General features: G+C 45.0%; 17 protein-coding genes and 1 pseudogene. 12 read left to right on the top strand and 6 right to left on the bottom strand.

Annotated features, from left to right (window positions below; translation table 11 throughout):
- Positions 1-90: 90 nt before the first annotated feature.
- The 3 genes from QUA23_RS27400 to QUA23_RS27390 all read left to right on the top strand — a co-directional run bounded on the left by QUA23_RS27400 (position 91) and on the right by QUA23_RS27390 (position 4,083).
- The gene (locus QUA23_RS27400) at positions 91-1,329 is read left to right on the top strand and encodes an LL-diaminopimelate aminotransferase (RefSeq protein WP_015176997.1); all 1,239 of its coding nucleotides are present in this window, start codon (positions 91-93) and stop codon (positions 1,327-1,329) included.
- Between the two features lie 305 nt (positions 1,330-1,634).
- Positions 1,635-3,152 (top strand): AAA family ATPase, encoded by a 1,518-nt coding sequence (locus QUA23_RS27395; RefSeq protein WP_333078987.1) that lies wholly within the window; start codon positions 1,635-1,637, stop codon positions 3,150-3,152.
- A complete protein-coding gene (locus QUA23_RS27390) occupies positions 3,142-4,083 on the top strand; it encodes a hypothetical protein (RefSeq protein ID WP_333078988.1) in 942 nt (313 codons plus the stop codon). Before QUA23_RS27395 ends, QUA23_RS27390 begins: the two co-directional genes overlap by 11 nt.
- 31 nt (positions 4,084-4,114) lie before the next feature.
- Here the strand turns inward: QUA23_RS27390 and QUA23_RS27385 are convergent, their stop codons facing one another.
- Entirely contained in the window at positions 4,115-4,378 is a 264-nt protein-coding gene (locus QUA23_RS27385) for a helix-turn-helix transcriptional regulator (protein WP_333078989.1), read from the bottom strand.
- A 191-nt stretch (positions 4,379-4,569) separates the two neighbouring features.
- Here QUA23_RS27385 and QUA23_RS27380 point away from each other — a divergent pair, with 191 nt between their 5' ends.
- Positions 4,570-4,833, top strand: coding sequence for a hypothetical protein (locus QUA23_RS27380; protein ID WP_333078990.1), 264 nt, complete (start codon positions 4,570-4,572; stop codon positions 4,831-4,833).
- Positions 4,834-4,999: 166 nt separating this feature from the next.
- Positions 5,000-5,641 (top strand): annotated as a pseudogene (locus QUA23_RS27375) (Uma2 family endonuclease).
- Positions 5,642-5,685: 44 nt separating this feature from the next.
- Here the strand turns inward: QUA23_RS27375 and cofH are convergent.
- Complete coding sequence (gene cofH, locus QUA23_RS27370) at positions 5,686-6,831, bottom strand: 7,8-didemethyl-8-hydroxy-5-deazariboflavin synthase subunit CofH (protein WP_333078992.1); 1,146 nt, start codon at positions 6,829-6,831, stop codon at positions 5,686-5,688.
- A gap of 140 nt (positions 6,832-6,971) precedes the next feature.
- Between cofH and QUA23_RS27365 the strand changes: the two genes are divergently transcribed.
- Together QUA23_RS27365 and QUA23_RS27360 are read left to right on the top strand one after the other, a co-directional pair.
- A complete protein-coding gene (locus QUA23_RS27365; RefSeq protein ID WP_333079001.1) occupies positions 6,972-8,189 on the top strand; it encodes a glycosyltransferase in 1,218 nt (405 codons plus the stop codon).
- A gap of 102 nt (positions 8,190-8,291) precedes the next feature.
- Positions 8,292-10,073, top strand: a complete 1,782-nt coding sequence (locus QUA23_RS27360; protein WP_333078993.1) for a glycosyltransferase family 39 protein — start codon at positions 8,292-8,294, stop codon at positions 10,071-10,073.
- 7 nt (positions 10,074-10,080) lie between these two features.
- On the opposite strand, the gene QUA23_RS27355 is transcribed toward QUA23_RS27360, so the two are convergent.
- On the bottom strand, positions 10,081-10,242 hold the full coding sequence (locus QUA23_RS27355; protein ID WP_333078994.1) for a hypothetical protein: 162 nt from the start codon (positions 10,240-10,242) through the stop codon (positions 10,081-10,083).
- Between the two features lie 349 nt (positions 10,243-10,591).
- Between QUA23_RS27355 and QUA23_RS27350 the strand changes: the two genes are divergently transcribed.
- Both QUA23_RS27350 and QUA23_RS27345 read left to right on the top strand, forming a co-directional pair.
- Positions 10,592-12,736: an NACHT domain-containing protein gene (locus tag QUA23_RS27350; protein WP_333078995.1), complete on the top strand. Its 2,145-nt coding sequence runs from the start codon at positions 10,592-10,594 to the stop codon at positions 12,734-12,736.
- On the top strand, positions 12,733-13,884 hold the full coding sequence (locus tag QUA23_RS27345; RefSeq protein ID WP_333078996.1) for an SUMF1/EgtB/PvdO family nonheme iron enzyme: 1,152 nt from the start codon (positions 12,733-12,735) through the stop codon (positions 13,882-13,884). The genes QUA23_RS27350 and QUA23_RS27345 overlap by 4 nt, the downstream gene beginning before the upstream one ends.
- A gap of 85 nt (positions 13,885-13,969) precedes the next feature.
- Here the strand turns inward: QUA23_RS27345 and QUA23_RS27340 are convergent, their stop codons facing one another.
- Together QUA23_RS27340 and QUA23_RS27335 are read right to left on the bottom strand one after the other, a co-directional pair.
- Positions 13,970-14,575: a DUF3318 domain-containing protein gene (locus QUA23_RS27340; protein ID WP_333066433.1), complete on the bottom strand. Its 606-nt coding sequence runs from the start codon at positions 14,573-14,575 to the stop codon at positions 13,970-13,972.
- Positions 14,576-14,832: 257 nt separating this feature from the next.
- Positions 14,833-16,407 (bottom strand): nucleoside transporter C-terminal domain-containing protein, encoded by a 1,575-nt coding sequence (locus QUA23_RS27335; RefSeq protein ID WP_333078997.1) that lies wholly within the window; start codon positions 16,405-16,407, stop codon positions 14,833-14,835.
- Between the two features lie 220 nt (positions 16,408-16,627).
- On the opposite strand from QUA23_RS27335, the gene QUA23_RS27330 reads away from it, so the two are divergent.
- A complete protein-coding gene (locus tag QUA23_RS27330; RefSeq protein WP_333078998.1) occupies positions 16,628-16,930 on the top strand; it encodes a hypothetical protein in 303 nt (100 codons plus the stop codon).
- Between the two features lie 110 nt (positions 16,931-17,040).
- On the opposite strand, the gene QUA23_RS27325 is transcribed toward QUA23_RS27330, so the two are convergent.
- Positions 17,041-17,235: a hypothetical protein gene (locus tag QUA23_RS27325; RefSeq protein ID WP_333066438.1), complete on the bottom strand. Its 195-nt coding sequence runs from the start codon at positions 17,233-17,235 to the stop codon at positions 17,041-17,043.
- Positions 17,236-17,634: 399 nt separating this feature from the next.
- Here QUA23_RS27325 and QUA23_RS27320 point away from each other — a divergent pair, with 399 nt between their 5' ends.
- Positions 17,635-22,500 carry a CHAT domain-containing protein gene (locus QUA23_RS27320; protein WP_333078999.1) on the top strand — a complete coding sequence of 1,622 codons (4,866 nt, stop codon included), beginning with the start codon at positions 17,635-17,637 and terminating at the stop codon, positions 22,498-22,500.
- 660 nt (positions 22,501-23,160) lie between these two features.
- A partial coding sequence (locus QUA23_RS27315) for a protein kinase domain-containing protein (protein WP_333110609.1) occupies positions 23,161-24,207 on the top strand: 1,047 nt, incomplete at its 3' end.

The raw sequence follows: 24,207 nt of genomic DNA, 5'->3' as shown, positions 1-24,207 counted from the left end.
ATCCCGTACATTGCTGGTTGCCGAACTTGCTGCTGCTTGAGAGAGACAATTGGGAGTAAGCTATTCTACGACATTTGTAGCGATCGAACTATGGCAACTATCAACGACAACTACCTCAAACTCAAAGCCGGCTACCTGTTTCCCGAAATTGGGCGCAGGGTGAAAGCCTATGCAGAGGCGAATCCCGAAGCGCCCATCATCCGGCTGGGGATTGGCGACGTGACTGAACCGCTACCGGCTGCTTGTCGGGAGGCGATGGTGAAGGCGGTAGAAGATATGGGTTCGCGGGATACCTTTAAAGGATACGGCCCGGAACAAGGTTATGAGTGGCTGCGGGAGAAAATTGCCGAGCACGATTTCAAGTCGCGGGGATGCGATGTTGATGCTTCGGAAATCTTTATTTCTGATGGTTCTAAGTGCGATTGCGGCAATATTCTCGATATTTTTGGCAACAATAATACGATCGCAGTTACAGATCCAGTTTATCCGGTGTATGTAGACACTAACGTGATGGCCGGACACACGGGAGATGCCAACGAAAATGGCGAATACGGCGGCTTAGTTTACCTGCCAATTACAGCGGAAAACAATTTTACTGCCCAAATTCCCACAGACAAAAAAGTCGATTTAATTTACTTGTGTTTTCCGAATAACCCGACGGGGGCAACTGCAACTAAGGAACACTTGCAAGCTTGGGTAAATTATGCTAAAGCTAACGGTTCAATTATTTTCTTCGATGCGGCTTACGAAGCGTATATTACCGATCCGAGTTTACCGCATTCTATCTACGAAATTGAAGGAGCGCGGGATTGTGCGATCGAATTTCGTTCTTTTTCCAAGAATGCTGGTTTTACGGGTACTCGCTGCGCGCTAACAGTTGTACCGAAGACTTTGACTGGAAAAGCAGCAGATGGTTCCGATGTCGAAATTTGGAAGTTGTGGAACCGCCGCCAATCTACTAAATTTAACGGAGTTTCTTACATCGTGCAGCGCGGTGCTGAGGCGGTTTATTCTGAGGCTGGCAAGGCACAGATTCAGGCATTAGTCAATTTTTACATGGAAAATGCTGCGATTATTCGCGAGAAATTGACAGCGGCGGGAATCGAGGTTTTTGGTGGCGAAAATGCACCTTATGTGTGGGTGAAAACGCCTCACGGTTTGTCGAGTTGGGATTTCTTTCAGAAGTTGCTGGAAACTTGCAATGTGGTGGGAACTCCGGGCTCGGGTTTTGGTGCGGCGGGTGAGGGTTATTTCCGCATTTCGGCGTTTAATAGTCGGGAGAATGTGGAGGAAGCGATGAGACGGATTGTGGAGAAGTTTAAGGTTTAATTTCATCTCCTGCTTAAACCGAAAGGCCCCCAGCCCGCCAGGGAATGAATTCCCTGGCTAATAGCGAAAGTCCTCTTCAGAGGACTAATGAGTTCTTCAGTCCTCTTCAGAGGACTTTAGCTTTGAGACAGGAGTTTTAACCCCTGGCGGACTGCCGGATTCAGCGAAAAAGCATTAATTTAATATGTTGTGGAACAGGCCGGAAAGCCTGTTCCTGAAAATAGTAAAATAGGTGAGTTATAATCTAAAATAATTGGGACTCAGCGTTTCAATAAAAAAATGCAAACCAACACCAGGAGTTTATTATGCACTTGCTACGAGTTCAAGTTCCTGATTTTCGCGGTTTAAAAGATATTGACATCACTTTTGAAAAGGATTTTGTTCCTAAGATTTTTCCGCTGGGTAGTCAAAATGGTGGCGGTAAAAGTACGTTGTTGCAGTTAATTTTTGTATTGCTGCACTGTTCTGTGGATGACGATAAAAAACCATTTTTACAAAACTTGATTCAAGGATTTAAAGTGGCTGATGGAGAAGATAAAACAAATTTAGCAATTATTGATATTTGGAATGGAAAAAAAACAGTTCAACTTATTTTTTTTGTTTGCAAAAATTCTTTTCTAAAAAAGTCCGCGTCTTTAAATAGTAAAATCAAAAATACAGAAGATATCACTTTTTATCCTGTAACGCAATTTAAAGAAATGGAAAAGCAAATTGCAGATTTAGAATCAGTAAATAAGAGCTTAACACTCAGTAGCCATCGATTAGATACAATCAAAAACATTGAAGACAATCAACAAAGGTTTGACACGGCTACAAAGGAATTTAGGTGGATTCAACAATCGCTATCAAATTCAAGAGTTTCAGCATTAATATCTGTTGTTAACTCCAAAAAAAATGTATCCATTAAAGAGATTCAAAGTTTTCAAGACGAAATACAATACAGACTACAAGAAGTTGACAATAATCTAAATAATTTGAAAAATACCTATGGAAGCTGTGAGGAAGTTTGGCAAAAGATAATTGAACATTTAACAGAAAAAAATATGACATATATATGTAACTATTCAAGTGAAAAAAAATCAAACGATCAGCAAAATGAAGCTTTACTCTGTCATTTAAATAATATAGATAGGAAAGAAACCAACGATTTTTTAAACATAGTTTCAGATAAAATATTTTTAGCAGCTCCCTCCACACAAGTTTTTCTATTTCTAGATAGATCTGCTAGAGAACTATTATTTAAAAGTCACAGTCAGACAAATGAGCATTATTTCGATAAAATTAAAAAATCCAAATCTCAATTAAAAGGATTTTTTACTTATGACTTTCTGGATGTAGATTTACTCATTGAAGCCTTTAAAGCTGCTAGAGATAAAGATTTTAAAGAAGCTATAGAGACAGGTAAATATGGTAACAGCTATCAAACCTTAGTAAATGAATTAAGATTTTTATTAAGCTGTAAAACAATAAATATTGACAAAGACCTTTCAGGAGTAACTTTAAAATTAGAGAAAAATGGTGAAACTATAGAACTATATCCAGAAGATTTAAGTCACGGCGAACTAAAAAGACTCAGCATTTATGCTTGGCTCCAGTCTCGCAACATAGAAGATGCTATTGTTTTGATGGATGAAGTTGAAATTGCTTTTCATCCAGATTGGCAATATCAAATTATATCAGACCTCAAAGAGTGGGCTCCCAGCAATCAATATATTCTCGCAACTCACTCCTACGCATTGTGTGAAGCTCTGACACCAGCTCATGTTAAAGAAATTGAGCCAAAACTGATCAAACAAGCATCTAATATTACAAATGAGTCTTAATCCAGAACAGCTAAAAAAACATTGCGAGGCAATTCTTCAATCTCGCAGAATTAAAAACAAAATTGTGGTATTGTGCGAAGGTGATATTCGGAAAACGCAGGGTAGAGAGTCACCTCAAGCTTATAAAGCAATGGAACAAATGCCTGATGCCAACTTTTATAAGGCTTGCGTTCCGACATGGTGGAGACAGAATTTACCGGAATTTTTCAACTGCGGCGATCGCAAAGATGTATTAGACACCTACTTTACCCTTCCAAGATTACACGAAAAGGATACCACTAATTCATATTTAGATCCCGAGCGACTTTTTGCAATAATAGACTTAGACTTGCAACTGCAAAGGATCGACAATTATATTTTTACAGATACAGAAGCAATTTTTCGCAATCTTTACGAAAAATCGGAGGTGAAAGAGCAAAACGCAGCAAAGCACCGGATATGGATTACAGGTTTGATTCATAAAGAAGCATATTTTCTGACACCTGAACTTCAACCAATATTTGACAATTGTTGTAACGAGCCGATTTATCAGGGGAATCCTGCGGTACTCGCAAATATTTATCTGGATATGGCTGATGCAATTTGTAGCGACTTGGATTTACAAAACAACCTACAGAGAGCGTTCGATCGCATTAGTTACTGTTCGGGATTGGATTGTACCGAAGTTAAAAACTTTCAGGCTTCGTGGAAAGAGCGGTTTCACAATCCTGTAGATGAAACGCATAGGAACCAGTCGATCGCAGTTTTGCTGACAATTAAAAAAGCTAAGGATTATTGGCATCAAATTAAGCCATTTGGTGACTTTAGCCGGGAAGATTGGGTATTTAGAGAGCAACTATCGTTAGAAATTGGGAGATTTTATTCAGAGCAACATAGCGATGTTAAGTCTCATATTCCTTTTTTTTTCAAGACATTGTATGAGTTCGTTTAAATAAAACGCCTCAATTATAATATTCCATTTTCTATCCATCAGCATCGCTAGGAAAACCAAATTGGTCTGGTAATTCAGCAGAGGTAATTTGCAGAATTTCTAGCAACTTCTTGTATTGAACAGGCGTTAGCTTCGGTACCGAGCGCCCCGATTCCCAGTTCCTTACAGTTGTTTCCGTAACGCCAAGTGCGTCTGCTAGCTGCTTTTGGGTTAGCGATCGCTTAAGTCTGAGCCGCATTAGGGGCGAACGCTCTGATTTTTCCGGCATTTCCACAAGCAGCTCGATCCTTACCATAAATTAATTTACGCAAATCACTTGACGGCTAACCGTAAATGGGTTTACGCTAATAAAACACATAAAGACGAGACAGCACCAGCTAAGCCACTTGTGCTGTAGGGGAATTGCTGTCTTTTCTTCAATCTGTCATTGTACGCGGTTTTACTGTTACAAAGCATCAAACCAATCCAAAATTATTAGTCAAAGCCATGTTGCAAGATTCATCATCGAACCAAACATCGCCCAATGTTTTAACCAACCAAACCTTTGAGGCTGATCGCGAAGCAGTCCGTCACGTCATCATCGGTTCGCCGCTGGGAGTACGCCGAACTATCCACCAACTGCACGCATTGCGCTACGAGGAAGCTGTTCGTTGGACTCATCCGATCGCCATTCCCGACAATCGCATCATTATTACACCGGAACAGGGAGAAATCATGAGTCTGTTAGTCAAATTAATCCGGCTGCAATGAAGTCATAAATGTGCGATCGATGTTTCTAGAATTGAGTCAAAAGTGCGATCGCGAATCTCTTCTCGTTGCCCGTGCTAAACTCAACAGATATATCCAAAAACTCTTGTGGGGTAGGCATCCTGCCTGCCCTTGGCACAAATTTAACAACTAGCTCCTAATTCAGCTTATGATTGTTATCACCCCCGTGCTCAAACCTGTTAGCCAGATCGAGCTTGCTCCCGGCAGTGTCGTAACTATTCCAAATGTAAGTTGGCTGGAATTAGAGTCGATTTTGGAGGAATTAGGGGAAAAATGAAGAACCAGAATTGCCTACAGCAACAGTACCTTAGAAATGATGGTTCCCTTACTAGATCGGGAAATTCCGAAAGATTTAATTTCCGATATTGTAAAAATTTTACTCAAGTCAGCGGGCAGAAGATATGAACCCTTTGGTTCTACTACTTTCAAACGGAAAGGTGCAGCAGGAGTTGAACCTGATGCTTGCTTTTATATTCTAAATTATCAGCGGATGATTTGCCGCCGCCGACTTTTACCGGACGATCCGCCGCCGGATTTGGCTATTGAGACGGATGTAACTTCTAAAACTACGATCGATGCCTATAAAATTATTGGAGTTCCAGAAGTCTGGGTTTACGACAGCGGCAGACTTCGCATTTATTTGCTGCAAGATGGAGAGTATGTAGAATCCGATATGAGTCCGAATTTTCCGGGAATTGCGATCGCCCAACTGATTCCTGCTACAGTGGAACGTGCTTGGCAGGTGGGAAATTTGCAAGCCCTAGAAGAATTTGAAAGTGCGATCGGCTAAACTCGTAGGAGACGTTACGCACTTCGCACTTCGCATCCAAAAAATTACACACTTACTGCAAAATTGTCAACCCCTAAAGGTCGATAAATTGTATCTCTTTGCTGATCATCCCGCCCCAAAGAACGAATCGCATTTTGCAAATCTTCCACAGATTGACAACTGCCGCCAACCGCACCGGCCATCGTTGTAATGTGCTCTTCCATCAATGTACCGCCGATGTCGTTGCAGCCCCATTTCAGCGCTTCTGTAGCTCCATCTAAACCTAATTTTACCCAACTCGGTTGGTGATTGGAAATCAAATTTCCCAAGAAGATTCTCGATACAGCGGTGAGTAACAATGTATCTGCTAAAACTGGTTGGTCGCGGCCGACTCGACTCCGCAAAGGTGCCGGTGCTTCCTGTCCGACAAATGGTAGTAAAATAAATTCTGTAATGCGTGCCCCATAGTTTTGGTCGATCGCAGTTTGTTGGAGCGATCGCACTTTTTCTAAATGCAAAACCTGCTGTTGGGCCGTCTCAATATGCCCGCAAAGCATCGTACTCGTTGTCGGCAAACCCAGACTGTGAGCAGTTCCCACAATTTCCAGCCAAGCTGCCGAATTTAGTTTTTCCGGGCAAATCACCCGTCGCACAGAATCGTCGAGAACTTCCGCAGCGGTTCCCGGCATCGAACCGACTCCCGCATCCTGCAAAGCCGAAATTACATAGCTGAAACTAAGACTATCTCCTCTGGCAATAAATTCTATCTCTTGGGGCGAAAAAGCGTGCAAGTGCAACTGCGGAAATTTATCCTTAATAGTTTTCACCAATTGCAGATAATAAGGTAAAAATGCGCCGTTCAGCTTAGCTTGAAGATTTAAGCCACCCTGCATACAAATTTCCGTCGCACCCCGCTGCACTGCATCAGTTGCCTTTTCCTGAATTTGAGCTGCGTCTAACCAAAAAGCGCCCTCATCTCCCTCGTCGCGGCGGAATGCACAAAAACTGCAATGCTGCTCGCAAATGTTAGTAAAATTAATATTTCGATTGATAACATAGGTGACAGTATCCCCTGATTGTCGGCGGCGGAGCAAGTCAGCGGTTGTTTGAATAGAAGCTCGCGCGTCTGGATCTCTTTGCTGCAAAAGTACCAAGGCTTCTGCCGCAGAGATGTTATAACCTTGTAAAGCTCGATCGAGAATTGCATCCACAGTTTTTTTGTTAGCTAAGCTACAGAATTGCTGCCTAGAATTAAGGCGTTTTTATATTTTAACGAATCAACTATAGAGGAACGATTTTCTAAAATCTCAAGTCTTACCAAACCATCCTTTATTTTATGAACACTGAAATGATGGGCATCAACCAAGTAAATCAGCTATTGCCAGTGCCGTCTGGGCCTTTGGAAATTCCTGCTGTAGATACTTTCAATTCAAATTTTACAGACGCAGGCACACCGCCAATTTATTTTTCCCTGGTCATTCCCACCTACAACGAGTGCAAGAATGTCAAGAGTATTGTGGAAAAATTGAGCCACTTGCTCGATGGCAGTATTCCCGGCAACTACGAATTAATTGTAGTCGATGACGACAGCCCCGATCGCACCTGGGAAGTTGCCCTGTCCCTGACACCGGAATATCCGCAATTGCGGGTAATGCGCCGGGAAGAGGAGCGGGGACTTTCCACAGCAGTAATTCGCGGGTGGCAGGCAGCTCGGGGCGAGGTTTTGGGCGTCATCGATGCCGACTTGCAGCATCCCCCGGAGACGCTGTTGCAGCTTTTAGCAGAAATTCAGCGGGGAGCAGATTTAGCTGCTGCGAGCCGTCACGTTGCCGAGGGCGGGGTGAGCGACTGGAGCGTTGTCAGGCGATTTTTATCGCGGGGCGCTCAGACTCTGGGGTTGGTGATCCTGCCGGGAGTCGTGGGCCGAGTTTCCGATCCGATGAGCGGGTATTTTATGGTGCGTCGCAGTTGCATAGCGGGCAAAACCATGAATCCTGCTGGTTACAAAATATTGATTGAAGTGCTCGGCAGGGGGGACATCCGCTGGATTGGAGAAGTTGGTTACGTGTTTCAGGAACGGCAAGAAGGCGAGAGCAAAGTTACTTGGAAACAGTATATTGAGTATTTGCGACATTTGCTTCGGTTGCGGTTTGCCCGCTGGCCGATGGGCAAGTTTCTGCGGTTTGGCATTGTGGGTTTCAGCGGCGTGTTTGTGAATATGGGGGTTTTATACGTGCTGCGGGATATCCTCAATTGGGAGCTGACTCGCAGTCTGATCGTTGCTGCTGAATTGGCAATTATCAGTAACTTTTTGTGGAATGATTTGTGGACTTTTGGCGATATTTCTAAGCGGCAGCCAGGAAAGCGCCAGCGATTAAAACGGCTGTTAAAATTTAATACAATTTGCTTGATGGGTTTGATTTTGAATGTGCTGCTGGTTAATTTGCTGTTTAATGTTTTTGGAATGAATGAATATTTGGCTAATTTAATTGCGATCGCGGCTGTGACTCTGTGGAACTTCTGGATTAATATGAAGTTGAGCTGGCGGGTAACGGAAGTAGATAGGTAATTGGTAATCGGTAATTGGTAATTAGTAATTGATCGTTGATAAAATGACTGATGACTAATGACTAATTGCTCTTCTTCCCTATGCCTTTGAATGACTGAATTAATGATAAAGAACAAACAACTGTTGTTGCTATTGCTGTGGACGGCGATCGCCTTTATTTTGCGATTTGCCAATTTGGACTCGAAACCGCTGTGGACGGACGAGTTTTCGACTCTAGTTTTTAGTTTGGGCAACAGTTTTCGAGGAGTGCCGCTCGATCGCGCGATCGATCTTTCTAGATTATTACAACCGCTGCAATTGAATCCCGGTGCTGGCATTGCAGATGTCCTCAACCATTTGCTGCTAGAAAGCAATCATCCACCAGTGTATTTTATGCTCGCCCACTGGTGGATGCGACTGTTTGGGCCGACCGAGGATAGTTTAGTTTGGATTGGGCGAGCTCTTCCTGCATTATTGGGCGTAGTTTCAGTTCCAGCTATCTACTTTTTAGGCAAATTTGCTTTTAGTTCCCGTTTAGTTGGTCAATGTGCGGCCGCGATGATGGCAGTTTCACCTTACGGCATTTATCTCGCTCAAGAAGCTCGCCATTACACTTTAGGAATCTTATTAGTTATTGCCTCTCTTTTTTGCCTCGCCTTAGCTGCAAAAAAGCTGCAACAGCGCGCTCCCCTCCCTATTTGGGCTGTGCTGCTTTGGGTAGTGGTTAATTGTTTAGGAATTGCGGTTCACTACTTTTTTGCACTGACTTTGTGTGCCGAAGCAATAGCATTAATTGCTGTAATCTGGCAGCAGTTTAATGGAAAGTTGGCAATTGACAACAGCCAGCAGCCTAATATTTGGCAATTTCAAATCCTCTGGCGGCTTTTCTCCGTAGCGATGGGTACTTTAGCTGGCGGTTTAGTTTGGCTGCCGGTATTTTTGTCAAATAAATACGGCAGCGAACTAACTAATTGGATTGTCAGCGGCGATCGCACATTTTTAAATGTGATTAATCCGATTTTTCAAGCTTTAGCTGGATGGATCACTGTGATGTCTCTGCTGCCCGTTGAATCGCAAAATTTGGCAGTAGTAGTTGCATCCGCGATCGCAATGACAATATTTTTTATATTGGTGCTTCCCCTGCTGCGAGGCGCTCTTAAAACTTCATTAAAAACAAGCGATAGTCGTTTAGGTACTGTTATTTTCGGCGGATTTGTGCTAGGAGCAATTTTCCTATTTTTCAGCTTTGCATATATTCTAGGGATTGACCTAACTCGCGGGGCTCGATACAATTTCGTCTACTTTCCGGGAGTAATATTGCTTTTAGGAGCAACCTTGGCGGTTATTTTTAAGACACCTACAACAAAAAGTCAATGGTTTAATTTACCTGCTGTTGAAATTGCTGGCAAAAAAGCAGTCGTGCTAATTTTAGTAATGGGTTTTTTTAGCGGTGTCACAGTAAATTCCAATCTCGGCTACCGCAAATATTACAAACCCGACCTTTTAATTCCGGTTATCCGCGAATTATCGAAAGTTCCCGTGCTAATTGCCACTACTCAAAAGACTCATGTAGAAATAGGAGAGTTGATGGGGATAGGGTGGGAATGGGAAAGAAGTTCTGCAAAGGATTTTGTAGCGGGTGTAACGGATGTTAGGAAGAAAGAAGAAGTTAAAGTTTTTGATTCTCCGCTGTTTCTTTTGGCTAATCAGAGAAAGGATGGGTCTGAAATAGCGGCAGGGACACTTGACAAAACACTCAGTCAATTAGAACGTCCGCTTGATTTGTGGCTGGTTAATTTTCGCACACCTGTCAATCTAGAAGCACAAAACTGTCAGGTTGAATCGCGCGAGTTGCCTGCGGTGGATGGGTATGAATATCAAGTTTATCATTGTTCTAGGTCATAGGTAAGTCTTAGGGGATGGCTGGGTCGATCGCACTTTCGATTAAAATAAGTGCGTTAGCCCCGCTTTCGGCAGGAACCGCACTTTTTTCCTCAGTCGCAACAGTATAAAGTGCGATCGATCTTGCGTTTAGCAAAAATGCTAAAGTTACATCAATCAAAAATTTAAACATAAAAAACATGACTTGCAAGGCAGTTTTTAGTCTTGTTAAGCAGTTGTCTCTCTCCGAGAAGTTACGGTTGATTAAGTGGATGGTTCCTGAGAAAATGGGCGAATTTTCCCAGGCAGGATTTCTAATGCTGCGTGCCGTAGCTGATAATCATGCAGTTATATCGAGTGTCAATACAATTTGGTAAAGCGGATATTTTTATAGAGTAGGCTGAATCTAACTGAAGCAGCGGGCGATCGACAAATATACTTCGCAAAGATCGCATATCAGCCACAAATAACACCTACTGCTAACGATCGCTCGCTACGATCGCCTAAACTGGGAAACAACAGGCTTTTAAATGCGATCGCGTATGTCCAGATTTATACAAAATTGGCTGCTACCATTGCTATTGATACTCAGTAATGGTTTCTTGGGTTGGCTGATCAACCAACTGCCCGGTAAACAGGACTTAAAAATTGAAGACCCGATCATAATCTTACTGACAGTAGTCTGTCTATTGGCACTTTTTATCCTCGGTGCTATATCCAGTCAGTCTCAGCCGAGTGCAACGCCTGCAAATCAAAATTGGGTTCTTGGTTTTTTACCCCTGGTGGGAGGTGGCATCCTTTTCGCACTCTTGAAGGGGAACCACCTAGCCGCCGAATTCAACTCAGCAGTTTTTTATACATCTCTCATTCTGTTTGGTTTGGGGACTGTGCTCCCGCCTGTACTGCTTTTACCGAGACAATGGCAGAACAGGTTGGTATGGTTGCCGCCCGGTTTGGGACTGGCGGTAATGTTGTATTTCATACTGAGAGGCGAATCGACAGCAGCATTTTTGGCTTTGGTTGTGACTGTAATTTTGATGTTGTTTATCCATGCCATCAAGTTTCTCATCCCAGTTACTAACCAACTTACACCGAAGTTTAGGGCAAAGAGACAGCAACTTGCATATAGTTTTGCAGACGGGATTTGGAATAAAATTGAAGATTCAACCTCACCTTTTCAGCGGGAATATTACCAGAGTTTGATTTATATCTGTCGAGACTATCAAACACAGGGATTGGATAGAGACCGAACCCTGCCTTTGCAAAAGGTATTTGTGCCACTCAAAATTGCTGCAACAGAAGCAGCGAATACAAGCCACAAAATGATTCAGCCACTCCAGGATGAAAGAAATAACTCAAATGAAATACAAATTTGGAATTTTTTAGCAGCAATAGATAAGAATCCGGCATTTCGGCGCATGGCAGTTTTGGGCCCACCCGGTTCCGGGAAAACTACCCTTTTGAGATATTTAACGCAGATTTATGCCACAAAGCAACAGCGGAAAGTGCATCGGAAAGCGCCGAAACTGATTCCGATATTGTTGTATCTCCGATATGTGCGTCAGGAAATTGTGAATAATAATCAACTCACTCTGGCAGAGTTAATTACTCAGCAGGTACAGCAGCAGCAGCAAAAATATCAACTGGAGAATCCACCGCCTAACTGGTTTGCCGAAAAATTACTTAAAAACCAATGTTTGGTAATGTTAGATGGATTAGATGAAGTGGCAGATGAAACTCAGCGCCAGCAAGTAAGTCGTTGGGTAGACGCACAGATGCACGCATACCCGGACACGGCTTTTATCTTAACCTCTCGACCTTTTGGCTATAAAACTGCGCGGTTGCAACAAGATGTGACTGTCTTAGAAGTGCAACCATTTAGCCTGAAACAGATGCAACAGTTTATTCATAGCTGGTATTTGGAAACAGAGGTGATAAGTCACGCTGGACAAGATGATGCGGGAGTGCGGGCAGACGCTAAACAACAAGCAGATGATTTAATTAAGCGGATAAAGAATAGCAGACCTCTGGCGGACATGGCGGTGAATCCTTTGCTGCTAACAATGATTGCCACAGTTCACCGTCGCGGTAGTGCCTTGCCAGGAAAACGGGTAGAACTTTACAAAGAAATTTGCCAGGTTTTACTAGAAAGGCGACAAAGGGCTAAAAATATTGCGGAGGCGCTAACAGCGACGCAAAAGCAATCTGTTCTGCAAGTGCTGGCATTTGAATTAATGCAGCAGAAAACTCGTGATTTCAACCTATCCGATGGAATTGATTGGATTACAGACAAATTGGCAGATGTAGCAGGCAGTGGGGCGAATTCAGAGGAATTTATTCAGCAAGTTCGGGATGTGAGTGGGTTGTTAGTGGAAAAAGAAGTAGGCGTTTATGAATTTGCTCACTTGAGTTTCCAGGAATATTTAGCAGCGGTTCAGATTAAGGAATCAAACCAAGAGAGTCAGTTAATCGGAAATATTAACCAATCTTGGTGGGCTGAAACTATCCGTCTTTATGCAGCGCAGAGTAATGCTAGCAATCTGATTCGTACAGTCTTGGCGATGCCATCTCCATCGGTTGAGGTAATGGCACTCGCCTATGATTGCTTGGACGAGGGGTTGAGTGTAAATCCAGATGTTGGGCAACAACTGGAACAAAGGTTAAACGAAGATTTGGAAAGTCTATGACAGCAAGATTCATTTTAGCAGCTAATGTTTTGTTATCCAGGCGTCTGCAAAATTTGCTGCGGATTGATGAGAATGTCGAAATTGACATGAGTTACATCACCTGCGCGGAATATCAGCTTTTTATTGATGAGAAGCTGAAAGCAGGTGCACATCGCCAACCTGACCATTGGAAAAGTTACAGATTTCCGCCAGGAGATGCTCAAAAACCCATTACTGGAGTACGATCTAGTGATGCTGAGGAGTTTTGTGAATGGTTAACTCAGCAGCAATCTGCATTGGGATTTAAATATAGACTGCCAACTCTAGCTGAAGTAGAGGAGCATCCAGTTACAGAAAAACAAGTAGGATGCTGGTGTTTTGATGGAGAACAGCGAATCATTGTAGGAATAGAAACTGGACAGCAGCAAACTTGGCAACAGAAATTAGCTAAGGTTTTGGTTCTCAACCGCGACCTCAACCTCGACCTCAACCTCGACCTCAACCTCGACCTCAACCGCGTCCTCAACCGCGACCTCAACCTCGACCTCAACCGCGTCCTCAACCGCGACCTCAATCGCGTCCTCAACCACGACCTCTACGGCGACCTCTACCACGACCTCAACCGCGTCTTTAACCGCGTCCTCAACGGCGAGCTCAACCACGACCTCAACCGTGTCCTCAACCGCGTCCTCAACGGCGAGCTCAACCACGACCTCAACCACGACCTCAACCGCGTCCTCAACCGCGACCTCAATCGCGTCCTCAACCGCGACCTCTACCGCGACCTCTACCGCGACCTCATCCGCGACCTCGACCGCTACCTCTACCGCTACCTCTACCGCTACCTCTACCGCGACCTCAAAGGTCAATTTAAAGCAATTGAAGCGGGCAAAGCTAGTGACTTCATACTTTTATACTTCCCTCTGGTTCCTGTTATGGTTATCTATGATTTCTTGTCAGCAGCTTATGAGGCAATATCCAAAAATAAAGCGGTGCTCAATATAATTAAGTTAAGCGGTCAAGAAAGTGAAGCTATTAGCCGTCATTATCTAGAGAATTTCAATAAAATCTACCCACTTTATGTTTACTTGGTATTACTAGATGAGCGACAAGCGGGTCGGATACCAGCATGGGAGAGTATTCGGATTGTCAGGGAAAGAGTTGAGTAGCAGATATAGCGCCTGGATAGTAGGGACACAACACTGTTGTGTCCTTTGGCTGCTGGACACAGGATTGTTTGTGAAATAGTATTTTCTAATCTTGCCTAACACTATCGGGCACGCCCACCGCCGAAATACCCGATATTGCCTTTAAGTTTTGACACCGAATCAACTCATTAAAATCCAAACTCCGCCCTTCAATTTGCGCCACAGCCTCGATCGCCCCAAGCAAATGTCCGGCCGCTTCCGCTTCGTTGTAACCGCGCCTTCCCGCTACTCTAATCGCCCCCTCGTCAGCATCTAACTCTACTTGGGAACTGCGGTTGTCGCGCCAAATTCGAGTCATGGCGAGTCCCGTCAAACCGCCCGCGATCGCAGTGCCGATCGCATCTCCCTGCAACAATTCTACAACAGTCCCGACAATTCCCGCCAGAGCCGCACCTTGATAAATATCCGGTTTAAACCACTTAAAATTGCACAGAAAACTTACATTCCGCAATAGCAGTAAATCCCGCTGCGGCTTAGATAGCAGCCGCCACAAATCAAAATTAATATAAATCGGGCGAGATTGATTCCAAGGCAAAGGAAAATCGCAGTCAATTACCGTTGATTGTTGGGGCTTATTAATAATTTTACACGTCATGCGGCCGGAGGCTGGCATCACGTCTAACAGGCGGCGAATTTCTGGATCTGGATTCATAATTTTTGGTAATTAGTAATTAGTAATTACATTTGTAGAAAAAACAATAATATCTATCAGGGGCTTGTCCGGGCAGGTTTTACCGACAAAAATTGCCTAAAACCTACAATCTCCTAAACCCGCCCCACCCAATAGCTGATGCGATCGAAATCAAAGTTGATATAGCTTATTGGTTGTGTGGGGGCGGGTTTCTGTAGATTTTTGACGGTAGTTCAATATTGTTTGTAAAACGCGCCCCTACAAGTCAATAGAAGATATTAAGGGTTTTTCTTGGATGCGGAAGAAGGAGATTCTTGAGTTGTGGGAGCTGCTTTTTCGGTATTGGGCGACGGCTTCGGACTGGCAATTGCTGGGGCAACTGACGGCTTTGAATTCGCGGTTGGGGACGCTGATGATTTTGGAGATGCAGGGGCTGTTAACGGGGCAGCAGGGGCTGTCTTAGCGCCTAAAATGCTGGCGTCTCCGGTGTCAAAGGTGCCGGCGATGCAAGCGATCATCATTGTCGCTAAGGTGCCGACAAATAATGCTTTCCAACCGAGCTCGGAAATGTCTTTGCGGCGGGATGGAATTAGGGCGATCGTACCGCCGACAAATATGCCGACGGAGGCTAAGTGGGCGAAGCCGGAAAGGGCGTAACTGACAATTAAAACTGTACGAGGGCTCACCAGTCCTTTTGCGCCCGCTTCTGCTAAACTTTGATAGGGCGGAATGGCTGTTTCTAATAGCCGACGACCAATGATTACTGATGCTTGCCAAGAGTCGTCAATGGAGACTCCTGTTAATAGCGTCAGGGGATAAAATAAAAATCCCATAATGTTGGCTAAGGTGACAACTTTGAAAAAGCCACCAATTGGGCCGGGCAAAATTGCCAGCCAACCAAAGAATTGATTGATTAAGGAAACTAAGCCTAAGATTAAAATCAAAACAGCGGCAATTGCCACTGCCATTTTTACACCGTCCAATGCACCAATTATCGCTGCATCGAGAGGGCTGACTCGTTCGATGGGTTCTCCCCCAACAGTCTCTTGTGGAATCGCTTCGCCTTCCATTTCGGAAATTTCTTCGCCCACAAACTCGCGGCCTTTAGGCTTCCGTTCTTCCTTGGGAATGCCGCCCATTGTCAGCGGCACGCCTGTTTCGGGTACTAAGATTTTGGAGAGAACAAAACAAGCGGGAATGGCGATAATTGAAGCTGAAACTAAGTGTCCTAAAATATTGGGAAAAACTGGCTTGAGAAAACTAACGTAAATTGCTAAAGTTGAAGAAGCTGCCGTCCCAAAACAGCAAGAGAGGATTGCACAAAGTTCCGAACGAGTCATTTTCGGCAAATAAGGCTTGACGACAATTGCCGCTTCAATTCCTACGAAGATATTAGCAGCGCCGCTGAGGGCTTCTGCGCCGCTCAACCGCATTGTCGTATAAAAGATTTTGGCAAAAAGTTCGGTGATAATTTGAATCACGCCGATGTTGTATAGCAAGGCCATGAGGCCAGAAAAAAATATGACCGTCGGTAAAGCTCGAAAGGCAAAAATATATCCTAAATTAACTGCCGGATCTTTACCCGGTATAGGTACAACATTGCTCCCGAATACAAATCTCGCTCCAGCGTCAGCAGCGGTGAATACTCCATCGAGTAAGCCAGTAAACCACTCTAGGGCGATGCGAGTTGGGGGGAACAGGAATACTAAAAATCCTAAGACTAATTGCAGTCCAATGCCCCAGGTGATGACGCGCCAGGGAATATACTTGGACTGTCGGTTTTCTGAAAAAATCCAGGCGATCGCACATAAGCCAAAAATTCCCAGAAACGAGATAAGATTGTAGATTGACATAAGCCTAGTCCTTGAAATACTTAAGAATGCCGATCGACGGTTTGCACCACATCAGTTATACTATTCATCTGACGGCAAATACTAAAAAAAATAACGGGCAGATGAATTACGCACTCAACAGCGTACTTATGTCATTGCTTAGGTCATTCCGAAGTCTGCGGATCTTTAGCAACCCTTGATTTGCCGTAATTACCAGCAGTTTAGATAGAAACTCTAACACATGGAAGCTTTTGCTCCACATCCTCCTGAATGGACTGCGACGGCGGTTCACGCTAATGAGTTTTGCTGCCCCAAGTGCGGCGCTAGCTGTACGGATGCCGCTGAGGTCTGGATTAATCGGCGATCGCCAGTATATACCGAGTTCAACCGTCGCAAGTGGCAAGAATTTTACCGCTGCCAGTGCGATGGCGTGTGGTGGGCCTGGAGTAACGATAGGCCTCCTTCTGAATTTGTGCGTCGCGATCAGAGCTCGGAGGAGGGATCGGATGAGGGCCCTGATGACGGCCCTGATGATGATTTTTAGAACGGTGACAGAATTTTTGCTTTTCGCTTTTCGATTTTTTTATTTAAAATTAGGGTAAGGTGCGCGGCCCGGCGCACCCTACATTTAGATAAGTTAACGCCAGTTATCAACTAATTGAGCACGTCAAGTATTCCCTTGACTACGCCTTCCATGACTCTTTCAATTAAGCTCAATTCATTTTCGCCGATCGACTCATTTAAAAGCATTGACTGAATTCGCTGTCTGTCATTGCGAGTCAGTTCGCCTGACGAAAATATCTGCTCAACTATTTGTTCAGTTAGAAATGGGAAAGCTGGAGTTTGCATGGTTGATCTCTAAAAGCATCAGTATTTTGTTTTTAACTGTATTAGAGGAGCCAGTTATTGTGTGGGTTTTTACTTTCTCACCCCATCCGTGCTCCAATCATAGGAGTCTGGGGGGATTTTGTCAATACACTTGTTACACATCAATACAAAATTTGCCTTAAATTTCCGACATTCTGGCAAGGGGTGGTTTTGGAGTGCGATCGACCCCCGGCCGTGGCGGTATTCGATCGGCTTTTTTAAGTTTATTGGCACTTTGGCGGAACATTACAGCTAAAAAAAAATCAAAACGAGAAGAGATTAAAATTGGTAATGGAGAATTGGCTTTTCTGAATTCCCTCTTCCTTCCGGCTAATGACTAATGACTAAGAACTAATGACTAATGACTAATAGCTTCCTCCAATGACCTATTTTCGTTCTGCTCTAATTTTGACATTAGGTTTTGGGCTGCTACCGCTAGCAGTGCGATCGCAACCTGTCGTTCCCGCTACTGACGGCACGAATACTGTTGTTAAGTCGGAGCAAAATCGCACAGACATTAGCGGCGGACAACTGTCTGGAAACGGGGGAAATCTGTTTCACAGCTTCAGCCAATTTAATCTCAGCCAAGGTCAAATAGCTAATTTTTTAACTAATCCAAATATTCAAAATATTTTAGGGCGGATTTCCGGTGGTGATGTTTCCGTCATTAACGGTCTGATTTCTGTAACCGGTGGCAACTCGAATTTATTCTTAATGAATCCGGCGGGAATTGTCTTCGGTCAAAATGCTAGATTAAACGTGCCGGGGTCGTTTTTGGCGACAACTGCTACAGGTATTGGTTTCGGCGATCGCTGGTTTAATTCTAGCGGAATTAATGATTACAAAGCTTTACTGGGAAATCCCAATCAACTTAATTTTAATAACTTACAAGTTGGTACAATTGTCAATGCGGGCAACTTAGCAGTTGGCACCGGACAAAGTTTAACTTTTGTCGGTGGCACAGTTATTAATACAGGCCAATTATCCGCTCCCAACGGTCAAATTACTGTGGCTGCTGTTCCGGGAGAAAATGCAGTCCGTATCAGTCAAATTGGCAATTTGTTGAGTTTAGAAATTACTCCGTCTTTGCATTCGGAAAAAGATGCGATCGCCCCGGTTTCTTTGCCTCAGTTGCTGACGGGCCCCGGCGTAGCGTCAGCCACAGGTTTAACAACTAACGAACAAGGTCAATTGGTACTGACTGGCGGCCAAACAGTGGGGATAAATGGGGGAAGTGCGATCGTCTCCGGTTCGGTAAATGTATTTGCTCCTTCTGGGAATGCTGGCGGCACAGTTAATATTTTAGGGGAAAAAGTCGGACTGTTCGGTGCAAATATCGATGCTTCAGGGACGAACGGCGGAGGTACTGTGCGCGTCGGAGGCGGTTTCCGGGGGATGGAACCAGTTCCGAACGCACTGGTAACTTATGTTAGTCCTGATTCTACGATCGCAGCCAACGCGATCGACCGCGGCAATGGCGGCACTGCGGTAATTTGGTCAGACAATACAACTCGCTTCTTCGGCAATATTAGTGCTCGCGGGGGCATCGCCGCAGGTAACGGCGGAAGAGTAGAAGTTTCCGGCAAAAATGCTTTAACTTTCCAAGGAGAGGTCGATACCCGCGCAACTAACGGTGCGATCGGCAATTTGTTGCTAGATCCGGCAAATATTACGATCGTCAGCGGTAACGGTGACAGCAGCGCGCCATCAACCGCTGGCGGACTCGAAGTGTCACCAGAACCTAATGAAACATCGATCTCAGAAGTGCAGTTGGAACAGATGGCGGCCGGCAGCAACGTGGTTCTAGAAACCCCAGGCTACATCAGCCTCCAAGACTTGCCCGATAACAAACTTTCGCTGCAAGCGATCGCGGGAGACAGCGTAACATTTAGATCGGGCGGAGTGTTTTTTGTCAATGACCCCAACGATTTAATCGAGACTCAAGGTGGCAACATCAACTTTTTCGCCAGCAGCATCTCTCTGGGCGGAGTCACTGCTAACGGCGGGAATATCGCTCTCACTGCTAACGGCATTAACTTTAGGGGCGGCAGCAATTCCGTAAGCAGTGTGGGGGGAACAATTCGCTTGCAACCCAACGACACCCGAGCAATTCGGATCGGTGGCACCGGCGATATTTTGGGCATTTTGGACTTGACGGCAAGGGATCTCGGCGCTTTGGCGGGGGATTTCGGCTCGATCGCGATCGGGCGCGAAAACGGTAGCAGCTCGTCGATCGCGATCGTCGCACCCATTACCTTCAACAGCCCGCTGACACTTCAAGGCAGCTCGATCGCGATCGACAATCCCCTGAGCACAACCGGCAGCGCTAGCTTGACTCTCGACGCGCCCAAAACCGATCTCAACGCCAACATTGCGACATCCGGCGGCGATCTCACTTTTACAGGAAACGCATCCCTCAATGCTGACGTGGCTTTGAGCACGGAAGTTACCGGCAACATTCTGTTCTCCGGTAGCCTAGACGGCTCTCGCGCCCTGAGACTTGACGCTCAGCGAGTGCTGTTCGGCGGTACAGTCGGTCAAGCTGCACCTCTGGCGAGTTTGAATGTCAACGCTGGCAGTACCGAGGTATCGGGCAATATTGCGACATCTGGCGATATGAATTTCAATAGTAACGTCACAGTCGATCGCACCGCCACCCTAGCCGCCACTACTGGCAATATCGCTTTTGCCAATACCCTCGACAGCACGCTGGGCCGGGCTAATAATTTGACGCTGCGGGCTGGCGGCAACATTACTTTTGAGGGCCTAGTCGGTCAAACTCAGAGGTTGGGCCTGCTCTCGGCTGACGCTGCTAGCGTGACGGCTGCTTCCACAATTACAGCGCGCAGTTTGAGCGTTAACGCGCGAGATTCTGTTACCTTCGGGGGCGACAGCACGGCCGCTTTGGGAGCCGATATCAAGGCAGAAAATGTCCTCTTAGAGGGTAATTTAAGGACGGATGGCGGCAGCGTGAACCTGCAAGGAAGCGGCGAGGTTCGGACTGGTAATATTACCTCGAACGGTGGGAGGATTCGGGTTGAGGGAAATACTGTTTCAGCAGGTGCGATCGACTCTTCATCGGCAACGGGAACTGGAGGCGCGATCGCTCTCCAAAGCAATGCCGGCCCTCTAACTGCGGGAGCTTTGAACGCTTCCGGGGCGATCGGCGGAAATATTGCTGTCACCTCTTCATCGGGCATTTCGGCTCTCGATCTCAACTCCAGCAGCACTTCAAACGGCAACGGCGGGGGCGTTTCCCTGAGCGCGACTGATAACATTCAGTTGGGCTTTATCAACGCTCAAGGCGGCACTGGTGGCACTGGCGGCAGCGTTGAGGTGACAACCCTCGGTTTGTTTCGCTCGAACAGTGTTTTCAACGATATAGCGGGCAATTTTTCCAGTATTTCTACTGCCGGAGGTGCAGGAGCGGGGAGGATCGCAATTCGCCACGGAGGCGCTATCGATCGACCGTTTGTAGTTGGCGGCGCGATCGATAATGGAACCCTGGGAAGCATTAATGCTGGCGCGGGAAACGCCATTTTGCCCACTTTTTCTTTTGGACAAACTTACACCCAAGGAAGTTTACCAAATCAGATTTCCCTAATTACACCGGGCCCGCCCTCTACTCCTCCACCAACCCCCGAACCAATTGCTGCACCAATTCCCGCACCGATTTCCGCACCAATTCCCGCACCGCCTGTAGTGCCAGTAGTCCCCGTAAATCCTGATTCTGCGCTGTCAATTCCTGCATCTGTGCAAGTAGAATTGCGATCGCCAAGTAGATACAAACATTCCCCAATTAGCCAGGATATTTTCGCTCCTTTTCGCAGGCTAGATTCGGCAGGTTTGGGAGTTTTAGAATTTGAACAAAATTTTACTCGCGAGTACGAAAAATATCTTGACTTGCCCGCAAGAAGACCGATTAGTAATATGTCGGTTATTTACGAAGCTCTTCGGAAAAATGAACAAACTACCGGGATAAAATCTGCGATTATTTATATGAATTGGGTCAGCAGAGCGGATGCAGGCGCCGCCAAAGAAAATGATTCTGTAATGGTGGCAAGTCAGGATTTATCTAATCTATTGCCTGTGAGAACCAACCTCGCATCTCATCCCCTTCATCCCTTAGAACATAAGTTGACCCAGAGGTTGCAGCCGGATGGCAAAGAAGTTTCCGATGTTCCTAACGGGGAGCATTTAGAATTAGTGTTAGTAACAGCTAACGCTGAACCGAGGCGCGTTTTAATTCCAGCGACAACGCGCTGGCAGGTGTTGCAATTGGCTGACGCTTTTCAAAGCGAAATCACTAATCCCCGCAAAAGAAGCAGCATTAGTTATTTGGATACGGCGCAAAAACTTTATCGCTGGTTAATTGCGCCCGTTGCCGCAGAATTGGCAGCTTTAAAAATTGACAATTTAATTGTAATTCCGGCAGCCGGTTTGCGGAGTGTGCCGTTTGCGGCCCTTCACGACGGCAAAGGCTTTTTAGTTGAGAAATACAGCATTAGCGTGATGCCGAGTCTGAGTTTAACTGATATCGGCTACGACAATATTGCTGATGATGAAATTTTGGCGATGGGGGCATCGGTATTTGAAGATAAAGCGCCATTACCGGCGGTACCGGTGGAGTTAGAGTCGATCGCGCCGCCCGATCGCGGAAAATCATTTTTGAATCAAGATTTTACTCTCGGAAATTTGCAAGCTCAGCGGGCAAATCGGCCTTTTGGCATCATTCACTTAGCAACTCACAGCGAATTCCAGCCTGGGGAACCAAAAAATTCTTACATTCAGTTGTGGGATACTAAATTGCGTATCGATCAAATGCGGCAGTTGCGGTGGAATGAACCGCCGGTGAATCTGTTAGTTTTAAGCGCGTGCAGTACCGCTTTGGGCGACGAAGAGGCGGAGTTGGGGTTTGCGGGTTTGGCGGTAGCTAGCGGTGCTAAATCGGCTTTGGCGAGTTTGTGGGAAGTCAGCGATGAGGGGACTTTGGGGCTGATGACGGAGTTTTACCGCCAGTTGCGAACCCCCAGACGCGGTGGCAATTTGATGATTAAAGCGGAGGCTTTGCGGCGCGCGCAATTGGAGATGCTGCAGGGGCGCGTGCGGATTCAAGACGGGATGCTGCGAGTCGATGGGCTTTCTACGAGTCTAACTTTGCCTCCGGAAATTGCGGCGCGGGGCGATCGAGTGCTTTTGCATCCTTATTATTGGGCCGCCTTTACAATGATTGGCAATCCTTGGTAATGGAGATGTTGAATGAAGAAGGAAAAATAGGCGTTGCTGAATCAATGTATCATATCATGTTCGGTAGAGCGACCGCGATGTTTGTAGAGGCTGGTTCAGCAACAATACCTGCCAATAATTGACAATCTCAAAAACTCGCCCCGACCAGGATATTCTGGTTAATTGCTCGGACATGATATCAATAGTGCAGGAACGAGAATATCCTGAAATTTTAGATAATGTATAGCAATCCTAAATCATTTGTGAATTTTTTACTTTCTCCTCTCTTGATAAGGGGAGGGTTGGGGTGCGGCAAAAAATTTACTACTCCTGCAAATATTGCTATATGGAGTGATTTGCACTCGCTTTCATTACATGATAATTCCCATATTTATACTCTAATTATGCAGCGCCCAAATCTCCTAGGAAGCTCAGCGGCGATCGCACTTCACTCTGTTTTGCCGGATTTTGCAGGAAATTGTGGAGCGATCGCACTCCTGACCGGAATATTTAGCCGTCTTATTTTTAAGAAATGTTAACAAAAAATAACTTTTATTTTAAACCTTAAGCTTTTCTTAAGTCTCAGGCTATTGTTATGTATTAGAGGATACATCTACTTAATTAATTAACAATTTCTAAAAAAAAATAATTGAGTATTAATACTGACAAGAGGCTGTAAGAATGATTAACTTACCGGGCTACGACATTATTAACCAAATCCATGAAAGTAATAATTCTTTAGTTTACCGAGGAGCGAGAAAGCAAAACAACCAACCGGTAATTCTCAAATTTCTCAAACAAGATTATCCGATGCCAGCTTCGTTAGTTAGATACAAGCAGGAATACGAAATTACACACAATCTTAATCTAGAAAGTGTGCCTAAAACCTACAGCTTAGAAAGATACCATAACAGTTTGGTTATCATTTTCGAGGATTGTGGTGGAGACTCATTAAAGCTATTGTTGGCTTCTCACCAACTTACCTTAGAAGAATTTTTATTAACAGCTATTAAAATAACTAGGGCTTTAGGTGAAATTCATCGACATAAAATTATTCATAAAGATATCAATCCCAGCAATATTATTATTAACTCAACCACAGGGCGAGTTCAAATTATAGATTTTGGCATCTCTACTGTTTTAAAGCGCGAAAATCCTACCCTAAAAAATCCTAATGTTTTAGAAGGCACTCTTAGCTATATATCGCCGGAACAAACAGGCAGAATGAACCGAGCAATAGACTACCGCACAGATTTTTACTCATTAGGAGTCACTTTTTACGAACTCCTAACTGGGCAATTGCCATGGGATTACAGCGATGCAATGGAATTAATCCACTGTCACATTGCTAAACAAGCAGTACCGCCCCATCAAATCAATCTAGAAATTCCTCAAGCTGTTTCTGATATTGTGATGAAGCTATTATCGAAAACCGCTGAAGCCAGATATCAAAGCCCTTGGGGCATTATAGCTGACTTAGAAGAATGCCTAGAACAATTAAAAACTACGGGAGGAATTGCAGATTTTGCGATCGCCCAAAAAGATATTACAGATAAGTTTCAAATCCCTCAAAAACTCTACGGCAGAGAAGCAGAAGTTGAAACCTTATTAGCAGCCTTTGAGCGAGTCAGCAGAGGCCGCACCGAAATGATGCTAGTATCCGGTTACTCTGGCATTGGAAAATCCGCCTTAGTACAAGAAGTTTATAAACCAATTACTAAAGCCAGA

Source organism: Microcoleus sp. Pol1C5, assembly GCF_036701115.1.
Classification (GTDB): Bacteria; Cyanobacteriota; Cyanobacteriia; order Cyanobacteriales; family Microcoleaceae; genus Microcoleus.
The sequence above is the reverse complement of the archived record's forward strand: the minus strand, read 5'-3'. Positions and strand labels throughout refer to the sequence as shown.